The organism is Nocardia sp. FDAARGOS_372 (genome assembly GCF_002554515.1).
GTDB lineage: Bacteria > Actinomycetota > Actinomycetes > Mycobacteriales > Mycobacteriaceae > Nocardia > Nocardia farcinica.
In genome coordinates this window covers 5774213-5800326 of the sequence record NZ_PDDW01000001.1, presented here as the reverse complement: position 1 = coordinate 5800326, position 26114 = coordinate 5774213, and the positions used below count along the sequence as shown (strand labels likewise).

Genomic DNA, 26114 nt, shown 5'->3' with positions numbered 1-26114 from the left:
TGTCGTATCGTGGTCGGGTGTCCAGCGATACCGTGGCCGAGATCATCCGCGGCCGCAGCACCTCCGGTTCCCGAGCCGACGGTCATCGCCTGGTCCTGGTGATCGAGGGCGGCGGCAGTCGCGGGGTGTACTCCAGCGGCATGGTGCAGGGGCTGGAGGAGCTGGGGTTGTCGGCGGTGTTCGACGCCGTGTACGGCACCTCGGCCGGCGCGATCAACGGGGCCTGGTTGCTGTGCGGGCGGGCGGTGCCCGGCATGCGGTCGTGGTCGAATCCCGACATCATGCGCGCCGTCATCGATCCGGCGCGACTGTTGCGCGGCGGCGCGGCCTTCGATGTGCGGTATCTGGTGCACCGGGTCTACGACGGCGTGGAGCCGATGGACTTCGACGCCATCCTGAACCATGCGACGACGTTCCACCCCATCGCGACGGACGCGCGCACCGGCAACGCGGTGGACCTGCGCCCGCACATCTACGACAAGCGCAGCCTGATGCGCGCCCTGCGGGCCAGCGCCAATCTGCCGATCCTGGCGGGCGGGCCGATCCTGCTGGACGGTGTGCCCTACTTCGACGGCGGGCTCGCCGAACCGATTCCGATCCACGCCGCGGTGCGCGGCGGCGGCACGCATTTCCTGGTGCTGCGCACCCGCCGCGCCGACGAGTCCCGGCCACCCGCCTCCCGGGTGCACCGGCTGGTGGGCGGTGGCTACCTGCGCCGACGCGCGCCCGGCGCCTACCGCGCCTGGCTGGCGCGGCCCGACCAGGAGCGCGCCGAGGACCGGCTGCTGGCCGACCTCGGGGAGAAGGTGTGGCAGATCCATCCCCCGCCGGGCTCCCCCGTCGTGGACGGCACCGCCCGCGACACCGGCTTGCTCAGCCGCGCGCTGGAACTCGGCCGCCGAGCGGTGCATTCGTCGCTGGCGCCGGTCACCACGAGCTGAGTTCCGTTCGTCTGCCGGCCCGGGGGCTCGGCCGCGCCCGCGGTCATGTCCGCCCGCCCGAGCGCCGGCGGGCTAGCTCACCGCGACGGTGACACCGCCGGAGAGGACGAAGTCGTGGAGTTCGAGGTGCGCCGGCGCCGTGTGGGCGGGGACGTCGAAGACCAGGACCGCGGTGCCGGACGCTCCGGGTGCCACTTCGAAACTGTGTCCGAGGCGGTGTTGTACGGCCTGCCATGCCGTGGCGGTGGTGTCGTGTTCCACGACGGTGCCGTCGCCGGTGACCAGCTTCTGCCCGAACGGCAGGAACCACTTGGGCTGGTCGGAGATGTTGCGCACGGCCAGGGTGACGATCGCGAAGGCACCGCGCGCGGTCTGCAGCCCCACCCGCGGCACGCCGGACTCCATCGCGGCGACTCGGAATTCGAATTTCCCGTCGCGGACGGGGGTGCCGGCGGGCGCGGGTCCGGCATCTGGACCGGCGGGGTCGGGCTCGCCGGGCGGCGGTTCCTCGACCACCGCGGCGGGCGGTGGCGCACCGGTGGCGGGCTCGCCGCCGTCGCCGGAGTTCGCCGCCAACGCGGCCAGGCAGCCTACCGCCAGCACGAACGGCGCGAGCACGACCAGCAGTGTCGCCCACAGCAGCTTCCGAACCAGTCCGCCCCGCCGCCTGCGCCGGGGTGGCGGCGGTGCGACGGGGCCCGGCCTGCGCGCGGGCCAGGAGGGACCCCAGGTGCGGCGGACCGCGTTCTGGGTCGACGCCTTCCGGCGCAGGTACCACTGCCGTGCGCCGGGTGCGGGCAGCACCGGCCGCGCGATCGACGCGGGAGCGGTTCCCCGGGACGGCGCCGGCGCGGGTGGGTTGCGCCGCGCCGGAGCAGGCACGAGCGGATTGCGCCGCGCCGGAATCGACGCCGGTGGGGTGCCCCGCACCCGATCCGCGGCAGGTGGGGTGCACCGCGCCCGATCCGCGGCAGGTGGGATGCCCCGCGCCGGGTCCGGGGCAGGGGGGTTGTGCCGCAAGGGTTCCGGGGCGGGTGGGTCGTGCCGCAATGGATCCGGCGCGGGAGCCGACGGCGGGACCCACCGCGCTCTGACGTGTTCCCGATGCACCGGGGCCGGGGTGCCGGTCGTTCCCGTCATCGGTGCCGGCATGACCTTCGTCGGATGCGGGTTCCGGCCCGGCACCGCCGAACCCGCGCCGACGCCGTGGTGGGCCGGATCGGGCACCGGCGACGACCCCACGGCGTCCCGCCCCGGGGCGGCGACCACACCCGACGAGCGACCCGCGGCAGCACCCGACGAACCACCCGCGGCAGCACCCGGCGGTATCCGGCCCGCAGGCTCGTGCGCTGTCACGGCCTTGGTCGGCGTGGGGCCGGAGGCGGGCAGTGTTCGGGTCGGTGAGGGCGCGCCCGCGCCCGCGTGGGCCGCGCGGGCGGCGCGGAGGAATTCGCCGGCGGAGGCGTGCCGGTGCGCGGGGTCCTTGGCCATGCCGTGGGCGATGACGGCGTCCAGGCGCGGGCCGATGGTGGGGTCCACGGCGGCGGCGCGTGGCGGGTCGTTCATCAGGTGGCCGTGCATCTGCTGTGCGGGATCGGTGTCACCGTAGGGGCGGCGGCCGGTGAGGGATTCGAAGAGCACGCAGGCCAGGGAGTAGACGTCGGAGCGGGCGTCGGCGTGCCCGCTGAAGCGTTCGGGAGCCATGTACGCCCAGGTGCCGATGGTCAGGCCGGTGGCGGTGAGCGAGGTCTGGCCGACCCCGCGCGCGATGCCGAAATCGATGAGGTAGGCGAAGCCGTCCGGCCGCAGCAGGATGTTGGAGGGCTTGACGTCGCGGTGCACCAGACCGGCGGCGTGCGCGGCGTCCAGCGCGGCGGCCACCTGATCGAGGATGTCCAGGGCCGTGGACGGGTCGAGCGGTCCTCCCGCCGCCAGCCGGGCGCCCAGGTCGGTGCCCTCGACGAGTTCCATCTCGATGTAGAGCCGTCCGTCGACCGCGCCGTGGCCGTGGATCGGCACGATGTGCGGGTGCCGCAACGTCGCGGCGAGCTCGGCCTCCCGCTCGAAGCGGGCGCGATAGCCGTCGTCGGCCGCGAGGTCGGCGGGCAGCAGTTTGAGTGCGACGCGCCGCCCGCGGCGGGTGTCGTGCGCTGCCCAGACCTGGCCCATCCCGCCGCTGCCGAGCGGCCGTTCCAGCCGGTAGGGACCGAACTGCGCCGCCTCCATCGCCACACCTCCCGCCGCCGGCACCGGGGCGTCCCGGCGGAAGTCCTGTCCACGTCACCGAGTTCACCGGGCCGAGCCGTACCTGGAGCGTACCCGGACCCGGAAACGCCCAGCAGTGTGAGTTCGCAGACCCCCACTAGGCTGTACTGGCTCTCGCCTGAGCGGGGCAGCGGGTTGTCGATGTGGGAGACGTGATGGAACCGATCGAGATCAACGCGGGCACCTGGTACCTGCGGGCGTTGCGGGCCGACGAGCGCATCGATGACCGGCCCGCCCTGGCCGAGGGCGGCATCACCGACCCGGAGCACGTGGCGCGGCGCGCCGCCGACTGGGCCGAAGAGACCCGCTATTCGTGGGCGGTCTGCGAGCCGACCACCGCCGAGCTGATGGCCGAGATCGTGCTCACCCCGGGTGCCGACGGCACCGCGGAGATCACCGGCTGGGCCCGCGCCGGGCAGGAACCCGCCCTGGCGGCGGCCCGCACGGCCGTGGCCCGGTTCGCCGAGGGGGCGCTCGGCCTGCGCACCGCCTGAGTCTCAGGCCAGCTCGGTCAGGACCCGGTCGAGGGCGTCGACGGCGCGGTCGAGCTGCTCGACGGTGACCGTGAGCGGCGGCCGGAACCGGATGCCCCGGGTACCGGTACCGAGGATCAGCACGTGCTCGCGGTCGCGCAGCGCGGTCACCACGGCGTCGCGCAGTTCGGTGGAGGCGAGCGTGATCGCGCACATCAGGCCGCGTCCGCGCGGGTCGTCGACCGCCGGATGCGCGGCGGCCAGGTCGGTGAGCCTGCTCAGCAGGTGGGCGCCGAGCGGGCGAGACGCCTCGATCAGCCGGTCGCGCTCGAGTACCTCGAGGATCCGGCGGGCCCGCACCATGTCGGTGAGGTTGCCGCCCCAGGTGGAGTTGAGCCGAGAGCTGACCGCGAAGACGTTCTCGGGCACCTCGTCCACCCGCCCGCCCGCCATGATCCCGCACACCTGGGTCTTCTTGCCGAAGGCGACGACGTCCGGCGCGAGGCCCAGTTGCTGGTAGGCCCAGGCTGTTCCGGTGCCGCCCGCGCCGGTCTGCACCTCGTCGAGCACGACCAGCGCGTCGTGTTCGTGACACAGCCGCTGCATCGCCCGCAGGAACTCCGGGCGCAGGTGCCGGTCGCCGCCTTCGCCCTGGATCGGTTCGGCGATGAAACAGGCGATGTCGTGCGGGTTCTCGGCGAAGGCGCGCCGTGCCTGGGCCAGGGCGGCGGCCTCGGCGGCCTCGATGTCGCGGCCAGGCGCCAGGTAGGGGGTGTCGATGCGTGGCCAGTCGAACTTCGGAAAGCGCGCGGTCTTGACCGGCTCGGTGTTGGTCAGCGACATCGTGTAGCCGGTGCGGCCGTGGAAGGCACCGGTCAGGTGCAGCACCTTGGTGCCCAGATCGGCCGGCCTGCCGCGGCTTTCGTTGTGCCTGCTCTTCCAGTCGAAGGCGACCTTGAGCGCGTTCTCCACCGCGAGCGCGCCGCCGTCGATGAAGAACAGGTGCGGCAACCGTGGATCACCGAGCACGCGCGCGAAGGTGGCCACGAAGCGCGCCATCTCGACGGTGTAGACGTCGGAGTTGCTCGGCTTGTTCACCGCGGCGGTGGCCAGTTCCGCACGGAACAGCGAATCGTCCGCCAGCGCTGGGTGATTCATGCCCAGCGCGTTGGAGGCGAAGAAGCCGAACATGTCGAGGTAGGTGCTGCCGTCACGGGCGTCCACCAGCAGGCAGCCCCGCGACGCGCGCAGATCCAGCACGAGCGGGAACCCGTCGGCGAGCAGATGCGCGGACAGCACGTCGTGCACCCGGGTCGCGGGGACGTCCTGCGCGTTCTCGGCACCGGATGAGGTGCGGTCCAGTTCGAGGGTCACACCCGTAGGGTACGAAAATATTCAGGCAAACTCCATGACTTAACGGACAAATTACATCCAACGACTACCTGTCGTAGAATGTCTGCAGGATGATGGTGCTGCGGGTGCGAACGTTCGCGGTGGCCCTGATCTCCTGCAGCAGCTGCTCCAGATGCCGCGGCGAGGCCACCCGGACCAGCAGGACGTAGCTCTCGTCACCGGCCACCGAATGGCAGGCCTCGATGCCGGGGATGTGTTGCAGCACGGCGGGCGCGTCGTCGGGCTGCGACGGGTCGAGAGGAGTGATGGCGACGAATGCCGAGAGCAACTGCCCCAGCGCTTCCGGATCGACCTTGGCGGTGTAGCCGCGGATCACCCCGCGTGCCTCCAGCCTGCGCACCCTCGACTGCACGGCGGAGACCGACAGACTCGCCTTCTCGGCCAGATTCGACAGGGTGGCGCGACCATCGGCCATCAGTTCACGAATCAGCAGGCGATCGATGTCGTCGAGTACGGGTTTTGCCGGTGTATCCGCCATCAGCGAAGGCTAACCCAGCCGACGCGACCCGTGTCGAGAACTTGTCCGCGATCACCGCCGCGATGCCGGCCCACCCGGCGCGGCGGGATCGGAACCGCCGCACCGGCCCGAAGACGAAGGGGAACAACCGATGACAGACACCCTCGGCACCGCCGCCCGCACCGACCTCGGCGACGAGGCCGCCGCCGTCCTGCGCGCCCTCGGCGTCGACATGCCGCCGCCGGGCGACCTGGTCGCCCGCACGCCGATCACCGGCGAGCGGCTGCTCACCCTGCCCGCCGACACCCCGGCCGAGGCACAGGCCGCCGTCGAGCGCGCGAGCGCGGCGTTCCAGCGCTGGCGGACCGTGCCCGCGCCGGTCCGGGCCGCCGTCGTGCGCCGGCTGGCCGAGCTGCTGGTCGCGCACAAGGCGGACCTGGCCCGGCTGGTGACGCTGGAGGCGGGCAAGATCCGCGCGGAGGCGCTGGGCGAGGTGCAGGAGATGATCGACATCTGCGAGTTCGCCGTCGGCCTCGCGCGCCAGCTCTACGGACGCACCATGCCGTCGGAGCGGCCCGGGCACCGGTTGATGGAGACCTGGCATCCGCTCGGCGTGGTCGGGGTGATCTCGGCGTTCAACTTCCCGGTCGCGGTGTGGTCGTGGAACACCGCGATCGCGCTGGTGTGCGGTGACACGGTGGTCTGGAAGCCCTCGGAGACCACTCCGCTCACGGCGCTGGCCTGCCACACCCTGCTGCGCCGCGCCGCCGCCGACGTGGGCGCCGATCCCGAGGTGCACCAGCTGATCCAGGGCGACGCGGCGGTCGGCGCGGTGCTGGTGGACGACGAGCGGGTGGCGCTGGTGAGCGCGACCGGCTCGGTGCGGATGGGCCGCGCCGTGGCGCCGCGGGTGGCCGCCCGGTTCGGGCGCTGCCTGCTCGAACTCGGCGGCAACAACGGGGCGATCGTCACGCCGTCGGCGGATCTGGAGCTGGCCGCGCGCGGGATCGTCTTCGCCGCCGCGGGCACGGCCGGTCAGCGGTGCACCACGCTGCGCCGCCTGATCGCGCACGTCGACGTCGTCGGGCCGCTGCTGGACCGGCTGACCCGGGCCTACCGCAGCCTCGCGGTCGGCGATCCGCGCGAGGACGGCGTGCTGGTCGGCCCGCTCATCGGCGCGGGCGCCTACCGCGACATGCGCGCCGCCCTCGACCGCGCGCTGGCCGACGGCGGCGAACTGGTGTTCGGCGGTGAGCGGGTGCCCGGGTTCGGTGCCGACGCGTTCTATGTGCGCCCCGCCATCGTGCGGATGCCCGCGCAGACCGCGATCGTGCGGGAGGAGACGTTCGCCCCGATCCTGTACGTGCTCACCTATCGGGATTTCGAGCACGCGGTGCGGCTGCACAACGGGGTGCCGCAGGGCCTGTCCTCGGCGGTGTTCACCACCGATCAGCGCGAGGCCGAACGTTTCCTGGCCGCGGACGGATCCGACTGCGGCATCGCCAATGTCAACATCGGCACCTCCGGGGCGGAGATCGGCGGCGCGTTCGGCGGCGAGAAGCACACCGGCGGCGGCCGGGAATCCGGGTCCGACGCCTGGAAGGCCTACATGCGCCGGGCCACCAACACGATCAACTACTCCACCGAGCTACCGCTGGCCCAGGGCGTCGAGTTCGGCTGAGAACCGCCCGCCGACCAGGCGATTAGGCATGCACCACCGGCTGTGTGTAGGGTTGGTTCCACACCGACGCGGGGTGGAGCAGCTCGGTAGCTCGCTGGGCTCATAACCCAGAGGTCGCAGGTTCAAATCCTGTCCCCGCTACTACGAAGGCTCCCGGAGATTCTCCGGGAGCCTTCCGCTTTTCCCGGCGGCATTTCGACGCCTCCGGCGGTAGCGGATCCGAATAACTCGGCACGCGCGCGGAATTGCCGAGCGGGCTTGCCGGATCGGGCATTTCGGATCACGAATTGGTTGCGGCCCCCTCCCGCACTGGATAGTGTTACGCCCAAATCCGCAAAGGGCGTTCACTGCCCAGAAGTAGGCAAGATCGGTGATCAGCAGCAGTATCAAGCGCGTATTACCGACCGATGTGCTGAAGCCGAGTTCTCGCGCACGTTTCCGCGGACCCATCGGAGTCAGAACCCGTTTGCTGGCCATCGTGCTCATTCCGAGCGTGGCGCTGCTGGCGATCGGCATCGGCGGCGCCGTGTATCTCGTTCAGGACGGCCGCAAGGCGAAGGACTTCGCCGACGTCGCGGCCTCGACCACCGAACCGGCCATCCGGATGATCGAGGCGATGCAGGAGGAGCGGCGGGCCTCGATGCTGCATCTGTCCGGCGACCCGCGGGGCACCGAGAGCCTGGCCGCGGCCCGCCGCAATTCCGACGCCGCGATCGACGGCCTGTTCGCCAACGGCGAGGCGGCCAAGAAGCTGCGCGGCGACGTCGTCGACGACATCGACAGCTACGACCAGCTGTATCAACAACTTCCGCAGTTGCGCAGCGGCATCGACGCGCGCGCCGTGCCCGCCGCGCAGGTCTTCGCCGCCTTCGGGCTGGTGATCGACACCATCGTGCAGGCCTCCCTGCTGGCCGCCGAGGTCGCGCCGAGTGCCGAGGTCTCCGTCGGTCTCTACAAGGCCGTGCACGCGCTGCGCGCCGGAGAGGCCGTGTCGCGCGCGGGCGCGCTCGGCGTCACGGCGCTGCTCACCGAGCAGTTGCCGCCGGGGCAGCTCACCGAATTCAGCCGCTATGTCGGCGATGCCCGCGGTGAGGTCGGCTACGTCACCGCGGTGCTCACCGGGCCGCGGCTCGAGCAGGCCAAGGCGATCGTCGCCGGTCCGGACTGGCAACGGCTCACCGCCATGGAGGACGCCTTCATCCAGCGCGGCCCGGTACTACCCGAGGACAGCACCGCCCGCACCGGCAGTGGTTCCGGCAGCGGATCCACCACCGGTTCCGGCAGCGCCACCGACGACGTCGAGTTGCCGCTCACCGCGGAGGACTGGGAGCACGCCGCCGACGCCGTCACCGCGCAGCTGCTGAAGCTGTGGGAGGACCAGAGCCGCGACTCGCACGCCTTGGCCAAGGCCATCGGCGACGATCAGGCGACCGGCTCGTCGTGGGCGGGCGCCGGTGTAGCCGCGCTGACCCTGCTCGCGTTCGTCGCGGCCATGTTGCTGGCCAACCGGTTCGTCGGCCGGATGCGCAGGCTGCGCCGGGAGACCCTGCAGCTGGCCGACGAGCGACTGCCCGAGACCATCCGCCAGCTCAGCGCGGGCAAGGAGGTCCAGCCCGACGACATGGCGCCGCTGAACTTCGGCGGTGACGAGATCGGCCAAGTCGCCGACGCGTTCAACCGCGCCCACGCCGCCGCGGTGGCGGCCGCGGTCGCCGAAGCCAAGACCCGGGCGGGCGTGAACGCGGTGTTCCTCAACATCGCCCACCGCAGCCAGGTGATGGTGCACCGGCAGCTGGTGCTGCTGGACAAGGCCGAGCGCGAGGAAGAGGATCCCGACCGGCTCGACCTGCTGTTCCAGCTCGACCATCTGGCCACGCGCTCCCGCCGCAACGCCGAGAACCTGGTGATCCTGGGCGGCGAGCAGCCGGGCCGCAAGTGGCGCAACCCGGTGCCGCTGGTGGAGTTGGTCCGCAGCGCCGTGGCCGAGAGCCTCGACTACACCCGCATCCAGACCGGCAAGCTGCCCGAGGTCCGCATCCTCGGCAATGTGGTGGCCGACCTGATCCACCTCATCGCCGAGCTCACCGACAACGCGACCGCGTTCTCGCCACCGGAATCGCGGGTCGAGGTCTCGGGCAACCTGGTGGGCAAGGGCCTGGCGCTCGAGATCACCGATCAGGGCCTCGGGATGTCCGAGGCGGAGCTGGCCGAGCGCAACGCGCTGCTGGCCGAGCCGCCGGACTTCAGCGTCGCGGCGCTGTCCGGCGACGCCCGCCTCGGCCTGTTCGTCGTCGCGAAACTGGCGTCGCGCCACGGCATCTCGGTCCGACTGACCGAATCCGACTACGGCGGGGTCAAGGCGATCGTGCTGGTGCCCACCCAGCTGCTGTCCACCGGCCGGGAACCGGCCCAGGTGCCGGCGGCCGCGTCGACCACCACGACGATGCCGCCGACGAACCTGATGAGCAAGGGCTCGTTCAACGGGTTCGTCCCGCCGGTGACGACCGTGAGCGCGGTGGCCACCACCGGGTCCGCGGTCGAATCCGCGGCTCCGGCCGCACCGGCGGCGCGTCCGGCGCTGCCGCGGCGGCGGCGCCAGTCGCCCGCCGCCACCCAGCCGATGACGGCGAGCGCACCGGCCGCCCCGACCACGGCGCGACCGCGCACCGCCGAACAGGCGCGCAATCTCATGTCGGCGATCGAGAACGGCACCCGGCAGGGCAGGCTGAACCGCGTCGACGTCGACTCCACGCCCACGGCGTCCGATCACGAAGAAGGTGCTGGTGACGATTTCCAAGCCCCGTAGCCTCGACTGGTTGCTCGACGATCTCATCGAGCGGCTGCCCGATGTCCGCTACGCCGTGGTGCTGTCCACCGACGGCCTGCTGCTCGGGCACAGCACCAAGATCGACCGCTCCGATGCCGAGCGCTTCTGCGCGATGGCCTCCACCCTGCACGGCGTGGCCCGCAGCGCGGGCGTGCACTTCGAGGCGGGTGGGGTGTGCCAGACGGTGGTGGAGCTGGACCGAGCCGTCTTGTTCATCACCGCCGCGGGCGACAACGCCTGCCTGGCCGTGCTCACCTCCGAGTCGGCGAACATGGGCATGGTCGCCTACGAGATGAACCAGACGGTGCAGCGCGTCGGCGCGCATCTGTCCGTCGACCCACGGCCTCATCCCTTCGATGAGGTCGGTATGCGGCAGCCATGAACAACCGGCGTGAGTCCTGGTTCGACGACGAGGCGGGTCCGCTCGTCCGGCTGTACGCGGTCACCCGCGGACGGTCGGACGCTCGTCCGGACCTGAACATGCTCACGCTCGTGGTGTACTCGGGGTCGGGGACGTTGCGCCGGACCGAACCCGAGTACGCGGAGATCCTGCGGCTCAGCCGCACGGTGCAATCCATCGCCGAACTCGCCGCGCAGCTGCATCTGCCGCTGACCACGACGAAGGTGCTGGTCGGCGATCTCATCGACGACGGTCTGCTCGACTTCCGGGCGCCCGAGCCGACCCCGGACGCCGGACCACGCGACCTGGGCACGCTGCGGGCGGTGTTGCGCGGCATCCAGGCACTCTGACGCTGCTCCCAGCAGGGGCGGTCATCGCGGCGGGCCGGTCGACCTCGGCACGACGGTGGCCGATCCCTCCGGGAACCGGCCACCGCCTGTCGTTCAGGACAAGCGCGCGGCGAGGCGGGTGGCGTTCATGTAGGCGATCGCCTCGATCGACACCATCGGGTTCACCCCCGACGAGGTCGGGAAGCACGAGGCGTCGGCGACGACGACATTGGGCACCTCCCAGGTCGCGCCGTCCGGATCCAGGGCGCAGGTGTCGCGGCTGCCGCCCATCCGGGCCGAGCCCATGATGTGCAGCGCCGCCATGCCGCACCGGCCGGGCCGGTAGCCCGCCGCCTGGCAGGCCGCCGCGAACTCCGCGTGCGACCCGCGCACGCCCGGCTGGTAGACCGGGCCCGCCTGATGGCCGGAGAAGATCTTCTTCGCCCCGGCGGCCTCCAGAATGCTTGCCGCACCGAGGATTCCGGTGTGGAGGTGGTCGCGGTCGCGATCGGAGATCGTGTAGTGCACGATCGGGTGGCCCGCCTTGTCCACCTCCACCCGGCCGCTGTCGCGGTCGCGGGTGATGACACCGATGGCGGCGGTGTGCGCGAGATCGAGCATGGCGCGGCGGTGTTCGGCGCCGCCGCGCCAGTTCATGAAGCCGACCAGCATGCCGGGATGCATCGGCCCGGTCTCGTAGATGACGCCGTAGCCCGCGCCGTCGAGATCGGCGTGCTTACGCGAGATCCGCGTCTGCAGGCCGCCCTCCCAGGGGCGCACCTCCTCCTCGAAGGTGCCGAACACCGCCGAGGCCGGGTGCAGCCGCAGGTGCGCGCCGATGTTCTTGTTACGCAGGCCGGATCGGCGCAGCAGCGCCGGGGTCTGGATCGCGCCACCCGACACCACCACCGCCTTGGCCCGCACGGTCAGCTCCGCGCCGTTGTCGGTGACCGCGACGACGCCCTCGGCCGTGCCGCCGCGCACGACGATGCGGCGCACGTCGGCGCCGACCACCAGCCGCGCACCGCGGGCGGCGGCGTCGGCCAGCCAGGTCTTGGTCACCGACTGCTTGGCGCCGACCCGGCAGCCGTAGCCGCAGCGCCCGCACTCCTCGCCCGCGTCGCAGGCGTCGGTGACATTGCGGGGCAGCGGACCGATGTCCCAGCCGAGCGCGCGCACGCCACGCTCGAGCACGCTGTCGCGCCGCGAGATCGGCGACTTGTCGTAGGTGACCGACAACCGCCGCTCGACGGCGTCCAGGGCCGCGCCGAACTCGTCCTCGGCGAACTGGGTGGCACCGAGGCTCGCCCATTCCGCGCGCACCGAATCCGGCGTCCGCAGCGAGGTGCTCCAGTTGACGACCGTGCCGCCGCCCAGGCAGGTGCCCGAGACGAGGGTCAGCTGACCCTCGGCGGTGGCGTTCGGGCCGGGCGCGTAGAGGCGGGTGAGGGCGTCGAGTTCGCCGTTGCCGAAGTCGGCGTCGTCGTAGTAGTCGCCGCGCTCGAGCACGACCACGTCCAGGCCGGCTTCGGCCAGCACCGCGGCCGCGGTGCCGCCGCCCGCGCCGGAACCGACCACGACGACGTCGCAGTCCAGCGTGGTGGGCGCGGTGCAGCGCAGCGGGTCGAGCGCGGGCCTCGGCGCGGCGGCGAGCTGTCCGGGCGGACCGGGATAGCCCATCTCCTTCCACAGGGGATTGAAGCCGTCCGGCCCGGGCGTGACGTAGTAGGACAGCAGCGAGCCCTGCTTGAGCGCCTGGAACAGGGCCCGTTTGACGCCCAGCCGGGAGGCGCCGAGCTTCAGCAGCAGCTGCTCGCGTTCGGCGGGCGAGCGCCGGGAGAACGGGCGCGGCCCCGCACCCGCGAGCAGCCCGAGCAGTGGCGTGTCCCAGATGCCGAGCAGGGTCGCCAACTGCTTGCCCGCCGCCTCGTTCGGGTCGCGGCCGAGCATGCGCAGCATGACGTCGGGCACGCCGAGTTGGGTGGCCGACGGTAGCGCGAGCCCGTCTCCGGGGGCGAAGGTGTCGCAGATCAGCTCGAGCGCCGCGCGCTGCTTTGCCGAGAGCTCCATAGGGTGTGACTCCAAGGCCGTGGTGTGGCAACGCAACATGAATTGCGGCTCACATAGATCAGAACGACCTGAAACCTACTCCGGTGAATTACCGGAGTAAAGCGGAGTTTTCTGGTTACTCGCCGGTCGGTTGGCAGCGCGGACAGAAGAAGATTCCTCGTTCGCGTTGCACGATGCGGTCGGAGACCGGGGTGGGTTCGCCGAGCGGGCGCGCCTGGATGCGGGTGCCGCAGCGGCGGCAAGGCAGGCCGGTGCGTCCGTAGACCATCGGCCGCCACGGCGGCTGGTGCGCGGCGGCGCCGAGCACGCGATGTGCCTCGCTGACGACCGCGGGCAGATCCGGTACCGCGGCGACCGGGGTGGCGGGGTGGACGCGGCGCAGGAAACAGATCTCGCTGCGGTAGATGTTGCCGATGCCGGCCAGGTTGCGCTGGTCGAGCAGCGCGAGTCCGATCGGCCGCTCGGGCACGCTCGCCAGCCGCCGTTCGGCCTCGGCCGGGTCCCAGTCCGGGCCGAGCAGGTCGGGGCCCAGGTGGTCGATCACGGTGTGTTCGTCGGCGCGGCGCAGCACCTCGACCTTGCCGAGGGCGAAGCCGACCGCCTCGGTGTCGTCGGTGGTGAGCACCACCCTGGCCTGTACCCGCGGACGGGTCCAGCGCTCGCCGACGCAATAGGTGCGCCACACGCCCTCCATCTTCAGATGGGTGTGGATGCTGGCGTCGGCGGTGCGGATGAACAGGTGCTTGCCGTAGCTGGTCACCTCCTCCACCCGCTCGCCCACCAGGTCGACCGTGGCATAGCGGGGCACCCGGAAGTCGCTGCGCACCAGCGTCTTTCCGGCCAGCGCCAGGTGCAGCCGGTGGGCGGCGCGGAAGACGGTGTCACCTTCGGGCATGGGTGCTCCGCAGGCGCAGGCCGCGCGGGGTGTCGGCGAAACCGGCGTCGGTGAGGAAGGCGGCGAAGGTGTTGCCGTGCACGGTTTCCCCGTCGATGCGGTCGATCACCAGCGCATCGACGCGGCCGTGGAACACGACCTCCGCCAGGGCGGTCGCGGCGGCCCGGCGGGCGGTGGGGTCGGTGGTGAAGGTGAGCAGCGTCTTGCCACCGCGTTCCAGGTACAGCACGAGCTCACCGCCGACGAGCACGACCAGCGCGCCCGCCTTGCGGCCGGGCCGGTGCCCACCCTCCCCCTCGTTCTTGGGCCAGGGCAGTGCCGCCCCGTACGGGTTGGCGGGGTCGCAGGCCGCCAGCACCAGACCGCTCGGCGCGGGGGCACGATCGTCCGGCCTGCCGCGGTCGGTGTCGTGGGAGCGCAGCCGATCCACCACGTCGGTGGTGGAGAACTGGGCGCCGCCCAGCGAGTCGACGAAGTAGCCGCGGCGGCAGCGGCCGCGATCCTCGAACTCGGTGAGCACCCGGTACATCAGCGCGAAGCCGCCCGGCACGCCCTCGTTCTGCACCGAGCCCCTGGTGAGCACGCCGTAGCGCTCGAGCAGGATGTCGGCGGTGGCGTGCGCGCGCACGGTGTTGTCGGTGACCCGCTCGGGCAGCAGCGACCAGCGCCCGGCCACGGCGGGCGGGCCGGTGCGCGTCGGCAGGCTGGGACGTGGCAGGTAGGCGCGGCCACGGGGGGCGCGGCGCGGGGTGCGGTGCGCGGTGGTGGTGCGGGTGGTGCCCGACAGCAGCGCGCGCACCGGGGCGAAGGTGTCCCCGGCGACCAGCCCGGCCCACACCAGCTCCCACAGCGCCGCGGCGACGGCGGTGTCGTCGAGCAGGCCGGTGGCATCGCTGAGCTGACGGAAGAAGTAGGCGCCGCCGCCGTGCAGGACCGGCGGCAACGGCACCGGGCCGTCGGCGCCGGCGCGCGGGGCGGGCGTCGCGCCGAGCGCCGCCAGCAGCCGTAGGTGGGTCTCGGAGAGTTCGATGTCGTCGGGCGGGGGCAGTGTGAACGGCGCCTGCTCGGCCAGGTGCAGGGCGATCCAGCCGTCCTTGGCGGTGATGGCGCCGTGCCCGGACCAGATCACCTCGCCGGTGGCCGTCAACTCGTCGAGCATGGCGGGGGTGTAGTCGCGCACCCGGGCGGGCAGGATCAGCGATTCCCACGCCGAGGCGGGCGCGGGCACCCCGGCCAGTTGTTCCACCACCGTGGCGACGCCGTCGACGCCGCGCAGCTCCCCGGTGCCCACGTGCTGCCACGCGGGCAGGAACCGGCCGAACGCCGCGGTGGCGACCGGCTCGACCTCGTGCCGTGCCGCCGCCAGCGAACGGCGCCGCAGCCGCCGTAACACCTGGGTGTCACACCACTCCCGGCCGCTCGCGCCCGGCGTGAATTCGCCCTCCACGACACGTTTTTCGGTCACGAGGCGGTGCAGCGCGGTGGCGGCCACCGCCGGTCCGATCCCGAAGCGCCGCGCCACCGCGTCGAGGCCGAACGGGGCGTGCGTGCGGGCATAGCGGCCGACGAGATCGCCGAGCGGATCGGCCACCGGCTCGATGAACGCGGCGGGGGTGCCGATCGGCAAGGGCACGCCGAGCGCGTCGCGCAGCCGGGACGCGTCTTCGACCGCGGCCCACCAGGTCCGGCCGGCGAAACTCACCTCGAGGGCGCGCCGGGCGGCGACCAGTTCGGCGAACCAGCGGTGATGGGGGCCGGTCCCGTCGTCCGCCGGGAACTCCGACGGCTCCGGTTCGGCGCCGGCCATCGACCCGTCCGGCGCACCGTCCGCGGACCGCGTCGTCGCCGCGGCGACGGACGGATCGGCCTCCGGTAGCCCGGTGTCGGCGACCTCGTCGGCTCGCCCGCGCACGCACCGCTGCCCCGCTTCCTCCGGCGTCAGCGGGCCGAGCAGCCGCAGCAGGTCGGCCAGGCCCTCGGCGTCGCGGGCGCGGCGTTCGGGGGTGAGACGTTGGAGTTCGCGTTCGGTCTGTTCGAGCACGGCGGTGTCGAGCAGTTCGCGCAGTTCCACCCGGCCGAGCAGTTCGGCGAGCAGGCCGGAATCCAGGGACAGGGCGGCGGCGCGGCGCTCGGCCAGCGGACTGTCGCCCTCGTACATGAACTGGCCGATGTAGTCGAACAGCAGCGCGTTCGCGAACGGCGAGGGCGTGGCGGTCTCCACCTCCACCAAGCGCACCTGCCTGCGCGCGACCCGGCCGAGCAGATCCCGCAGGGCGGGCAGGTCGTAGACGTCGCGCAGGCATTCGCGGACGGTCTCGAGCAGGATCGGGAAGTCGGGGAACTTGCGGGCCACGTCGAGCAGCTGCGCCGAGCGCTGCCGCTGCTGCCACAGCGGCGCGCGCTTGCCCGGGTCGCGGCGCGGCAGCAGCAGCGCCCGCGCCGCGCATTCCCGGAACCGGGAGGCGAACAGCGCCGAACCGCCGACCTGTTCGGTGACCAGGTCGTCGATCTCGTCGGGTTCGAAGACGAACAACTCCGCGCCCGGCGGATCGTCGGTGGTGTCGGGCAGCCGCACCACGATGCCGTCGTCGGAGGCGTTCGGCGCGGCGTCGACGCCGAAGCGCTCGCGCAGCCGCGCCCCGACCGCCAGCGCCCACGGCGCGTGCACCGGCAGCCCGAACGGGGAGTGCAGCACCAACCGCCAGTCCCCGAGTTCGTCCCGGAACCGCTCCACCACCAGTGTCTTGTCGGTGGGCAGTTGCCCGGTGGCCGCGCGCTGATCGTCCAGCAGCGCAACGAGATTCGCGGCGGCGTTGGCGTCCAGGCCGGCCCCGGCCAGCAACCCGCCGAGGTCGGTGTCGGCGGCGGCGTCCGCCCGGTTCGCGGTCTGTTTGGCGGCCTTGCGCACGAATTCACCCAGCGCGGCGCCCAATTCGGCGGGACGGCCCAGCCCGTCACCGTGCCAGAACGGCAACCGGCCCGGCTGCCCGAACGCCGGGGTGACCAGCACCCGGTCGAAGGTGATCTCCTCGATGCGCCAGCTGGTCGCGCCGAGGGCGAACACATCGCCCACCCGCGACTCGTAGACCATCTCCTCGTCGAGTTCGCCGACCCGGGTGTTCTTCTCCCCCACCATGTACACCGCGAACATGCCGCGATCGGGGATGGCGCCGCCGGACGTGACCGCCAGCCGCTGCGCGCCGGGCCGCCCGGTGAGCGTGCCCGCGTCCCGGTCCCACACCAGGCGGGGCCGCAGCTCGGCGAATTCGTCGGAGGGGTAGCGGCCGGAGAGCAGATCGAGCACCGACTCGTAGGCCGACCGCGGCAGGGTGGCGAAGCTGCCGGTGGCGCGCACCGCGTCGAACCAGGCGTCGACGTCGATCGGTTCGAGCGCGCAGACCGCCACGGTCTGCTGGGCCAGGATGTCGAGCGGGTGCGCGGGAATGCGCAGTGCCTCGATGCGGCCGGTGACCATCCGTTCGGCGGCGACCGCGCAGTGGATGACGTCGGTGCGGTGCTTCGGGAACAGCACACCGCGCGAGATCTCGCCGACCTGGTGCCCGGCCCGGCCGATCCGCTGCAGCCCGCTCGCCACCGACGGCGGCGCCTCCACCTGCACGACGAGGTCGACCGCGCCCATGTCGATACCGAGTTCCAGGCTGCTGGTGGCCACCACGCAGCGCAGCCGCCCGCTCTTGAGATCGTCCTCGATGAGGGCGCGCTGCTCCTTGCTCACCGAGCCGTGATGGGCGCGCGCGAGCAACTGCTCGGCGCCGTGGATCACCTCGGTGGACGGACCGAGTTGCGCGGGCGGAGCGTGCGAGGTGGACACCGGGTCACCGACGCGCGCGGCGCAGGCCTCGTTGAGCCGGGCGGTGAGCCGCTCGGCGAGCCTGCGCGAATTGGCGAACACGATTGAGGAGCGGTGCGCCAGCACCAGATCCACGATGGCCTCGTCCACGTGCGGCCAGATCGAGCCCGGCTGGTCGGACTCGCCCGGCTCGGTCATGTCCGGCACCGGCACCCGCACGGTGAGGTCGAAGGTCTTCGGGGCGGGCGGGGAGACGATCGTGATCGGCGCCGCGCCCACCAGGAACCGGCCCACCTCCTCGGCCGGACGGACCGTCGCCGAGAGCCCGATCCGCTGCACCGGCCGTTCGGTCAGCATGTCCAGCCGGGCCAGCGACAGGGCCAGGTGCGCGCCCCGCTTGGAACCGGCGATGGCGTGCACCTCGTCGACGATGACGGTGCGTACCGTGCGCAGCGTCTCCCGCGCCGCCGAGGTCAGCATGAGGAACAGCGACTCCGGCGTGGTGATCAGGATGTCGGGCGGGGTGCGTTGCATACTGCGCCGGGCCGCGGCGGGGGTGTCGCCGGAGCGCACGCCGACGGTGATCTCGGGCGGGTCGAGCCCGAGCCGCTTGGCGGTCTGGGTGATGCCGACCAGCGGCGCGCGGAGGTTGCGCTCGACGTCCACGGCCAGCGCCTTGAGCGGGGAGATGTAGAGCACGGTGGTGCCGCCTGGCGCGTCCGGGTCCGGCGCGGTGGCGGCGAGTTCGTCGATGGCCCACAGGAACGCCGAGAGGGTCTTGCCCGAGCCGGTCGGCGCCACCACCAGGGTGTGTTCCCCGGCCGCGATGGCCTGCCACGCGCCCAGCTGGGCCGAGGTCGGCGCGGGGAAGGCGCCGTCGAACCACTCCTGGGTCGCGCGGGAGAACACCGCGGTGGAGAACGAGACCATGAGTTCAGTGTGCACCCGCGCACCGACAGGCCCGCCGCCGCCGACCCGCGCCGCCGCGCGAGTGCCCGTACGCTTCGGTGCGTGCGTACGGTGCTCGGACTCGACCTGGTCGGCCACGGCATGACCGAGGCGATGCGCGCCGCCCGCTTCCCCGCCGACGAGCCGCTCACCGAGGGCGGCCGCAACGCACTGGCCGGGCGCCGGCCGTCGCGCGCCGCGACGGTACTCACCGCGCCGGAACGCCGGGCCTTGGAAACCGCCGAACTGCTCGGCCTCACCGCCACGGTCGACGAGCGGCTGCGCGACCTGGACGCGGGTGCCTGGCGGGGCGCGGACCTGGCCGCGATCCCCGAGGAGCACCTGCGGGACTGGCTGAGCGACCCGGAATTCCGCGGTCACGGCGGCGAATCGGTGCTCGACGTGCTCGCCCGGACCGGCCGGTGGCTCGCGGACGTGGCCGACTCGGGGCGATCCACCGTCGCGGTCACGCATCCGGCGGTGATCCGGGCTGCCCTGGTGGTCGCGCTGGACGCGCCGCCCGCCGCGTTCTGGCGCCTGGACGTAGGCCCCGGTGCCGTGGTGCGCCTGCGTCACCGCGGCCGCTGGAGCCTCCGGCTCCCCTGACCATCCCGTTGCCTTACGTTTGCTAACAACCCGGCCGCCGCGCGCGACAGATCGAACGGCGCCGTCCACCGCGCGCCGAACCCGCCGATCCCCGGGAGAACGACCATGCCGCGCCGACCGCGCACCGCCGGGCCGCCGATCCTCGCGGTAGCCACCAGGCTGCTCGTCGCCGTCCTCTGCTGCGCCGCGACCGCGCTGTTCAGCTATGCCCTGCTGCAACTGCCCACGCCGGCCGGCACCGCCGAGACCCCGCGGCCCGCGATCGTCGCACCGCACCCTTGACGCCCGGCCGCACCGCCGGATTGACTGACAATCCGTCAGTTGATCGGGAGGAGCGGACGTGGGCGAGCCGCGGCGGCGTATGTCGGCGGCCGACCGGCGCGATCAACTGCTCGACGTCGCCCGCGACATCGTGGTCGCCGAAGGCTTCGCCGCCGTCGGCATCGACCGCGTCGCCCGTATCGCCGGGGTCGCGCGGGCACTGATCTACCAGCAGTTCGGCGATCTGACCGGACTCACCACCGCGCTGCTCGAACGCGAGACCGAGACCGCCCTGCGCGGCATGCTCACCGTGGACTGGGCCGACGCCGACATCGACCGGGTCGGCCGCGGCATTCTCGCCTACCTGCACGCCGCGCCGATCAGCTGGCGCATCCTGCTCAGCCCGCCCGAGGGCGGCCCGGCCCTGCTGCGCGAGCGTGTCGAGATCGGCCGCCGCTACGCCCGCGCCATCGGCGCCAGGCACCTGTCCCGCTACGCGGGGGTGCCGGTGGACCCGGACGGGCCCACCCAGCGGCTGGTGCACGCCGCGCTCGAGGAACTGCTGCGTCAGCACCTGGCCGATCCGGCGGCGTGTCCGGACGAGGTGGTGCTGCGCTACCTGCGCTCCCTGGTGGCCTGGGCGGTACGCGTCGAACAGGGTGCGCCGGACTGAGTCTCAGCCCTCGCTCGGCACCGGTTCGAGGATCTGCGGGCGCGGCTCGGGCGCGGCGATGCGCAGCGCGTCGGCGGAGGCGTCGTCGGGCTGGGTCTGCGAGCGGACCTCGGCCTCCACCCGGGAGCGGTAGGTGTCGATCTCGCGCTCGATCTCGGCCTCGTCCCAGCCGAGCACCGGCGCGACCAGCCGCGCGACCTCCTCGGCGCAGTCCGCGCCGCGGTGGGCGTACTCGATGGAGATGCGGGTGCGCCGGGCCAGGATGTCGTCCAGGTGCAGCGCACCCTCGGCCGCCGCGGCGTACACCGCCTCCACCCGCAGATAGGACGGTGCGGCGGTGATCGGCTGCAACAGCTCCGGGCGGTCCTGGGCCAGCACCATCACCTCGTCGATCAGCGAGCCGTAGCGATCGAGCAGGTGCTTGATCCGGTACGGGTGCACGCCGTACATCTCGGCGAGTTGCACGGTCTGGTTCACCAGCGCGAAATAGCCGTCGGCGCCCAGCAGCGGCACCTTCTCGGTGATCGAGGGCGACACCCGCGCCGGGATGTCCTGCGCGGCTTCGTCGACCGCGTCGTAGGCCATCACCCGGTAGGTGGTGTACTTGCCGCCCGCGATGGCCACCAGACCGGGCGCGATCCTGGCCACGGCGTGCTCGCGCGACAGCTTGGAGGTCGAATCGCTCTCCCCGGCCAGCAGCGGGCGCAACCCGGCGTACACACCGGTGATGTCGTCGTGGGTCAGCGGGGTGACCAGCACCTGGTTCACCCGGTCCAGCAGGTAGTCGATGTCCGCCTTGGTGGCGGCCGGGTGCGCCAGATCCAGGTTCCAGTCGGTGTCGGTGGTGCCGATGATCCAGTGCGCGCCCCACGGGATGACGAACAGCACCGAGGTCGCGGTGCGCAGGATCAGCGCGGTGTCGCTGACGATCCGGTCGCGCGGCACCACCACGTGCACACCCTTGGACGCGCGCACGTGGAACCGGCCGCGGGTCTGCGAGAGCGCCTGCACCTCGTCGGTCCACACCCCCGTGGCGTTGATCACCACGTGCGCCCTGACCTCGCCGGTGCGCCCGTCCTCGGTGTCGCGGATCTTCACCCCGACCACCCGGTCGGCTTCCCGCAGGAACCCGACCACCTGGGTGGAGGTGCGGATGACCGCGCCGTAGTGGGCGGCGGTGCGCGCCACGGTCATGGTGTGGCGGGCGTCGTCGACCACGGTGTCGTAGTAGCTCACCCCGCCGATCAGCGCGTCGCGGCGCAGGCCGGGTGCCAGCCGCAGCGCGCCGTGCCTGGTCAGGTGGCGTTGCCCTGGAACGGATTTGGCGCCGCCCATGGTGTCGTAGAGCACCAGGCCCGAGGCCACGTACGGCCGCTCCCAGCCGCGATGGGTCAGCGGGTAGAGGAACCGCAGCGGCTTCACCAGGTGCGGCGAGAGCGTCGACAGCGCCAGCTCGCGCTCGCGCAGCGCCTCGCGCACCAGGCCGAATTCCAACTGCTCGAGATAGCGCAGGCCGCCGTGGAACATCTTCGACGAGCGGCTCGACGTGCCGGAGGCGAGGTCACGTGCCTCCACCAGCGCCACGTCCAGGCCGCGGGTGGCCGCGTCCAGCGCGATGCCCGCGCCGACCACGCCGCCGCCCACGACGACCACGTCGAAATGCTCCTTGCCGAGTCGCTCCCAGGCCGTGCGGCGCTGCTCGGGGCCGAGGCACTGCGATTGCGGTCTCTTGGTCATCTCGACTCCTCCAGCCGACTGGTCTGCGAGCGCTTCCCTACAGGCTAAGCAATTCCCCGGTCACCCGAGCGGTACGCCCCGCGGGGTCGCACTCCGCGTCCGCCGCCGGGCGACGAACCGCTCAGGCTGTGCCCATCTGCCCGAGCCGGGGCGGCCTCCGTGGTCACACTCCGCGGCCACCTCCGGCCGCTGACCGGCTCAGGCAATCCACGAGCTACCCCGGCCGCACGCGGTCGTCCCCGCGTCGACACGGACTACTCGCCGGTAACTACGGAGCTTAGTCCCGGCGGGCGGCGGTCGCGATGTGATCCCCGGCGGGCTCGCCGTTGCGTATCCTGCTGCCATGCGTCGCTATGTGGCCGCCCTCGATCAAGGCACGACCTCGACCAGGTGCATCGTCTTCGACCACGGCGGTCGCGTGCTCGGCCTGGCCCAGCGCGAGCACGAGCAGATCTTCCCGCGCCCGGGCTGGGTGGAGCACGACGCGGAAACCATCTGGCGCAACACCGAACTCGTCCTCGCCGAGGCGATGCGGACCCTCGAGCTGAGCGCCGCCGACATCGCCGCCGTCGGTATCACCAATCAGCGCGAGACCACGCTGGTCTGGGAGCGCGCCACCGGCAAGCCCATCCACCACGCCATCGTCTGGCAGGACACCCGCACCGACCGCCTCGTCGGCGAACTCGGCGGCGCGCAGGGGCCGACCCGCTACCAGGACCGCACCGGCCTGCCGCTGTCGACCTACTTCGCCGGACCCAAGCTGCGCTGGATCCTCGACCACGTCCCGGATGCGCGGGAGCGCGCGGAGGCCGGTGAGTTGTGCTTCGGCACGATGGACAGCTGGCTGCTGTGGAACCTCACCGGCGCACACATCACCGACGTCACCAACGCCTCGCGCACCATGCTCATGGATCTGCGCACCCAGCGGTGGGACGAGGACATCTGCGCCGACTTCGGGGTGCCCCCCGCCATGCTGCCGGAGATCCGCAGCTCCTCGGAGGTCTACGGCGAGATCACCGCGGGCCCGCTGGCCGGTGTCGCGGTGGCGGGCATCCTCGGTGACCAGCAGGCCGCCACCTTCGGCCAGGCCTGCCTGTCGCCCGGTGAGGCCAAGAACACCTACGGCACCGGCAATTTCATGCTCCTCAACACCGGGACCACGCCGGTGTTCAGCAAACACGGCCTGCTCACCACGGTGTGCTACCGGCTCGACGACCAGCCCGCCGTCTACGCCCTGGAGGGCTCGATCGCCGTCACCGGGTCGCTGGTGCAGTGGCTGCGCGACAACCTCGGCCTGATCTCCTCCGCCGACGAGATCGAACCGCTCGCGCGCAGTGTCGACGACAACGGCGGCGCCTACATCGTGCCCGCCTTCTCCGGCCTGTTCGCCCCGCGCTGGCGTCCGGACGCGCGCGGGGTGATCGCGGGCCTCACCCGGTTCGTCACCAAGGCGCACCTGGCCCGCGCGGTGCTCGAATCCACCGCCTTCCAGACCCGCGAGGTGGTCGACGCCATGCGCGCCGACGCCGAATCCCAGCAGCTCGACCTGGAATTGACGACGTTGAAGGTGGACGGCGGCATGACGGCCAACGATCTGCTCATGCAGTTCCAGTCCGACATCCTCGACGTGCCGGTGGTGCGCCCGGTGGTCGCCGAGACCACCGCGCTCGGCGCCGCCTACGCCGCCGGCCTCGCCGTCGGCTACTGGTCGGGCACCGACGACATCCGCGCCAACTGGGCCGCCGACACCACCTGGCGCCCGACGATGAGCGACCAGGACCGCGCCACCCACCTGGCCGCCTGGAACAAGGCGGTGGAACGCACCTACAACTGGACCGACTGAGCCGGGTCAGCGCCCGGAGGCGGCAGCGCAGCATCACCACGAAGGGCGCCCCGGCACAGGCACGATAGATACAGCCTGAGCCGGGTCAGCGCCCGCAGGCGGCAGCGCAGCATCACCACGAAGGGCGCCCCGGCACAGGCACGATAGATACAGCCTGAGCCGGGTCAGCCCGCCGCGTGGGCTTTCGCCAGGCGCTGCACCGCGTCGCCGAGCACCGGCGCTTCGGAGGTGGTGAAGCACATCCGCAGGGAGCCGCGGTATCCCTCGCTCACCGCGAAGGCCTGGCCGGGGACGTACGCGACACCGGCTTCGAGGGCGCGCGGCAGCATCTGTCCGGTGTCGGTGCCGTCGGTGAAGTCGGCCCACACGAACATGCCGCCCGCGGCATCGGTGCAGACGATGCGCTCACCGAAGGTCTCCCGCACCGCGTGCACCAGGGCGGTGGCCCGGGCGCCGTAGACCGCGCGCACCCGGTCCACGTGGCCGGTTAGCCAGGTGGTGTCGGCCAGCAGCTCGGCGGCGATCTGCTGGGTCAGCGCCGAACCGCACAGGTCGGCGCCCTGTTTGAGCAGCTCGACCGCCCGGCACACCGGGTCCGGCGCGACCATCCAGCCGACTCGCAGGGTGGGCGCGATGATCTTCGAGGCGCTGGACAGCCGGATCACGGTGGGGGCGTGGCTCGCCACCGGCGCCGGTGCGGGCCGGTCGAACCAGAGTTCGCCGTAGGGATCGTCTTCGATCACCCAGAAGCCGTGTGTCTGGGCCAGTTCCGCGAGTTCGCGGCGGCGGGCCGGGCTCATGGTGACCCCGCCCGGGTTGTGGAAATTGCTCACCGTGTGCACCACGGCGGGTCGCTCGCCGCGTCCGAGCAGCTCGCGCAGCACGTCCACCCGCATGCCCTCGGCGTCCAGCGGCACGGCGACGATGCGGGCACCGGCGGCGCGGAACACCTGGAGCGCGCCCACGTAGGCCGGGTCTTCGACCACGACCAGGGCGCCCGGGTCGAGCAACACCTCCGCCAGCAGCGACAGCGCCTGCTGCGAGCCGTGCGTGACGAACACCTCCGCCACGGGCACGGTCCGGCCCAGCCGGGCGGACTCGCGTGCGGCCAGCACCTCCCGCAACGGCCCCCACCCCGGCGATTCGGTGTACTGGAGACAGCCGGGGCCGCGCAGGGCCGCGTCGGCGGCGGCCGCGATGCGTTCCCGCGGCATCAGCTCGGCGTCGGGCAGGCCGCCGGCGAGGCTCACGATGTCGGCGTCGGCGGTGAGTTTCAGCAGGTCACGGATCGCCGAGCTGGTGAGTCCGCCGAGCTTACCGGCCAGCGGTGGCAGGGTCGACGACATCGAAACCTCCGGGAACGGCACGGAACGGGATACCCCACTGTTTCACATCCCCGACCAGAGAGTGAAACGAGTATCCCAGATCCCGAGATCAGAGCCGCTCGCGGATGGCGAACACCAGGGTCTTGCCGTCCCGGTTCACGGTGGTCACCGTCTGCGGATACACCGTGGTCGTACCGTCGGGGCGGTGTTCGGTGAGGTCGACCTCGAAGGTGTCGGCGGCGACCTCGGTGATGCGCAGGCAATGCGTGGTACCGACCGGGATCTGCTCGTCGATGGCCTGCTGGATGATCGCCGCGGTGGAGATGTTCTCCGCGTCCGGCGCGACGAACCTGCGCACCCGCTCCCCGCTGCGCTCGACGTAGAAGGCGTATTGGAAGCCGAGGATCGCGTCCGGCCCGCTCGCGGTGGAGCCCTGACCGTTGCCGACGGCGACCTTGCCGTCCTTGGTGGCCGGGCAGCTCAGCGCGGCGGTGGTGGTGGGGCCCGCGGCGCGGCCGGTGCCGTCGTCACCGCCGGACACCGACACGATGGTGACCACCAGGCCGATCAGCACCACCACGGCGGCGGCCACACCGAGCAGAATGCGCCGGTTGTCGCCGCCGGACTTCTTCGGGCCCGCCGCAGGCGTGCCGGGGGCCAGGCGTTGCGCGATCGGGTCGTCGGCCCAGGACAGTCCCGCGGGCTCGGCGGGCGGCTTGGGCACCTCGCCGGACTCGGTGGGGCTGTTCCACCACCGCTGCGGGGTGGCTTCGGGCACGGGTGCGCTGTGCCGCACGGTCTCCTCGGTGGAGACGTCGGGTTCGGATTCATTCCGGCCAGGGCGCTCGGCGCCGGCGGGTGGGCGGGTGGGCGCGGAGGTCTCGGGAGCCGGGCCGCTCTCGGGCGCGCGGAACCGGCCACCCGGCGCGGTGGCGGGCGGCGGCGGCTGATCGGCGGGACGCCAGCCGATCTCGGGCTGCTCACCCGCAGGCTGCCAGCGCGGCCCGGTCTCGGCCAGCGGCGGGCCGGTGAACTCGGCCACGGGCGGCCCGAAATCGGCCGTCGGGGGCTCGCCGACCGGAGGACCGAAGTCGCCGACCGGCGGCCCGAAATCGCCCACCGGAGGACCGAAGTCGCCGACCGGTGGGCCGAAATCGCC

Annotated in this window: 19 protein-coding genes and 1 tRNA gene; 11 read left to right on the top strand and 9 right to left on the bottom strand. The window is 72.4% G+C overall.

The window, feature by feature from the left end; translation table 11 throughout:
• The first annotated feature begins 17 nt into the window (after window positions 1–17).
• Complete coding sequence (locus tag CRM89_RS26960; protein ID WP_229434904.1) at window positions 18–941, top strand: patatin family protein; 924 nt, start codon at window positions 18–20, stop codon at window positions 939–941.
• Window positions 942–1013: 72 nt separating this feature from the next.
• Here the strand turns inward: CRM89_RS26960 and CRM89_RS26955 are convergent, their stop codons facing one another.
• A complete protein-coding gene (locus CRM89_RS26955) occupies window positions 1014–3167 on the bottom strand; it encodes a protein kinase (RefSeq protein WP_098086608.1) in 2154 nt (717 codons plus the stop codon).
• 194 nt (window positions 3168–3361) lie between these two features.
• Here CRM89_RS26955 and CRM89_RS26950 point away from each other — a divergent pair, with 194 nt between their 5' ends.
• The gene (locus CRM89_RS26950; RefSeq protein ID WP_060593036.1) at window positions 3362–3700 is read left to right on the top strand and encodes a hypothetical protein; all 339 of its coding nucleotides are present in this window, start codon (window positions 3362–3364) and stop codon (window positions 3698–3700) included.
• A gap of 3 nt (window positions 3701–3703) precedes the next feature.
• On the opposite strand, the gene lat is transcribed toward CRM89_RS26950, so the two are convergent.
• Together lat and CRM89_RS26940 are read right to left on the bottom strand one after the other, a co-directional pair.
• Complete coding sequence (gene lat / locus CRM89_RS26945) at window positions 3704–5053, bottom strand: L-lysine 6-transaminase (RefSeq protein ID WP_011207514.1); 1350 nt, start codon at window positions 5051–5053, stop codon at window positions 3704–3706.
• Window positions 5054–5117: 64 nt separating this feature from the next.
• Entirely contained in the window at window positions 5118–5570 is a 453-nt protein-coding gene (locus CRM89_RS26940; RefSeq protein WP_041559872.1) for an Lrp/AsnC family transcriptional regulator, read from the bottom strand.
• A gap of 130 nt (window positions 5571–5700) precedes the next feature.
• Between CRM89_RS26940 and CRM89_RS26935 the strand changes: the two genes are divergently transcribed.
• The 5 genes from CRM89_RS26935 to CRM89_RS26915 all read left to right on the top strand — a co-directional run bounded on the left by CRM89_RS26935 (window position 5701) and on the right by CRM89_RS26915 (window position 10807).
• On the top strand, window positions 5701–7230 hold the full coding sequence (locus CRM89_RS26935; protein WP_011207512.1) for an aldehyde dehydrogenase family protein: 1530 nt from the start codon (window positions 5701–5703) through the stop codon (window positions 7228–7230).
• A 67-nt stretch (window positions 7231–7297) separates the two neighbouring features.
• Window positions 7298–7371 (top strand) — tRNA-Met (locus CRM89_RS26930).
• Window positions 7372–7708: 337 nt separating this feature from the next.
• Window positions 7709–10036: a nitrate- and nitrite sensing domain-containing protein gene (locus CRM89_RS26925; RefSeq protein ID WP_229434901.1), complete on the top strand. Its 2328-nt coding sequence runs from the start codon at window positions 7709–7711 to the stop codon at window positions 10034–10036.
• Window positions 10014–10439 (top strand): roadblock/LC7 domain-containing protein, encoded by a 426-nt coding sequence (locus CRM89_RS26920; protein ID WP_041560690.1) that lies wholly within the window; start codon window positions 10014–10016, stop codon window positions 10437–10439. Before CRM89_RS26925 ends, CRM89_RS26920 begins: the two co-directional genes overlap by 23 nt.
• Entirely contained in the window at window positions 10436–10807 is a 372-nt protein-coding gene (locus CRM89_RS26915) for a DUF742 domain-containing protein (protein WP_060593039.1), read from the top strand. The genes CRM89_RS26920 and CRM89_RS26915 overlap by 4 nt, the downstream gene beginning before the upstream one ends.
• 93 nt (window positions 10808–10900) lie before the next feature.
• Here CRM89_RS26915 and CRM89_RS26910 read toward each other — a convergent pair whose 3' ends face one another.
• The 3 genes from CRM89_RS26910 to CRM89_RS26900 all read right to left on the bottom strand — a co-directional run bounded on the left by CRM89_RS26910 (window position 10901) and on the right by CRM89_RS26900 (window position 18492).
• Complete coding sequence (locus CRM89_RS26910; protein ID WP_098086606.1) at window positions 10901–12856, bottom strand: GMC family oxidoreductase N-terminal domain-containing protein; 1956 nt, start codon at window positions 12854–12856, stop codon at window positions 10901–10903.
• A gap of 115 nt (window positions 12857–12971) precedes the next feature.
• Window positions 12972–13751, bottom strand: coding sequence for an Fpg/Nei family DNA glycosylase (locus CRM89_RS26905; protein ID WP_011207507.1), 780 nt, complete (start codon window positions 13749–13751; stop codon window positions 12972–12974).
• Window positions 13738–18492, bottom strand: coding sequence for a DEAD/DEAH box helicase (locus CRM89_RS26900; RefSeq protein ID WP_098087139.1), 4755 nt, complete (start codon window positions 18490–18492; stop codon window positions 13738–13740). The genes CRM89_RS26905 and CRM89_RS26900 overlap by 14 nt, the downstream gene beginning before the upstream one ends.
• A gap of 81 nt (window positions 18493–18573) precedes the next feature.
• Between CRM89_RS26900 and CRM89_RS26895 the strand changes: the two genes are divergently transcribed.
• From CRM89_RS26895 to CRM89_RS26890, 3 genes are all read left to right on the top strand, one after another.
• Window positions 18574–19116, top strand: a complete 543-nt coding sequence (locus tag CRM89_RS26895; RefSeq protein ID WP_098086605.1) for a histidine phosphatase family protein — start codon at window positions 18574–18576, stop codon at window positions 19114–19116.
• 105 nt (window positions 19117–19221) lie between these two features.
• Window positions 19222–19398 (top strand): hypothetical protein, encoded by a 177-nt coding sequence (locus CRM89_RS31180; protein ID WP_011207504.1) that lies wholly within the window; start codon window positions 19222–19224, stop codon window positions 19396–19398.
• Window positions 19399–19477: 79 nt separating this feature from the next.
• Window positions 19478–20050, top strand: coding sequence for a TetR/AcrR family transcriptional regulator (locus CRM89_RS26890; RefSeq protein ID WP_086838500.1), 573 nt, complete (start codon window positions 19478–19480; stop codon window positions 20048–20050).
• A gap of 3 nt (window positions 20051–20053) precedes the next feature.
• Here the strand turns inward: CRM89_RS26890 and CRM89_RS26885 are convergent, their stop codons facing one another.
• Entirely contained in the window at window positions 20054–21787 is a 1734-nt protein-coding gene (locus CRM89_RS26885) for a glycerol-3-phosphate dehydrogenase/oxidase (RefSeq protein ID WP_011207502.1), read from the bottom strand.
• Between the two features lie 343 nt (window positions 21788–22130).
• On the opposite strand from CRM89_RS26885, the gene glpK reads away from it, so the two are divergent.
• A complete protein-coding gene (gene glpK, locus CRM89_RS26880) occupies window positions 22131–23630 on the top strand; it encodes a glycerol kinase GlpK (RefSeq protein ID WP_098086604.1) in 1500 nt (499 codons plus the stop codon).
• Window positions 23631–23794: 164 nt separating this feature from the next.
• Here the strand turns inward: glpK and CRM89_RS26875 are convergent, their stop codons facing one another.
• Together CRM89_RS26875 and CRM89_RS26870 are read right to left on the bottom strand one after the other, a co-directional pair.
• Window positions 23795–24976: a PLP-dependent aminotransferase family protein gene (locus CRM89_RS26875; protein WP_098086603.1), complete on the bottom strand. Its 1182-nt coding sequence runs from the start codon at window positions 24974–24976 to the stop codon at window positions 23795–23797.
• 88 nt (window positions 24977–25064) lie between these two features.
• A complete protein-coding gene (locus CRM89_RS26870) occupies window positions 25065–26075 on the bottom strand; it encodes a hypothetical protein (RefSeq protein ID WP_229434899.1) in 1011 nt (336 codons plus the stop codon).
• Window positions 26076–26114: the final 39 nt, after the last annotated feature.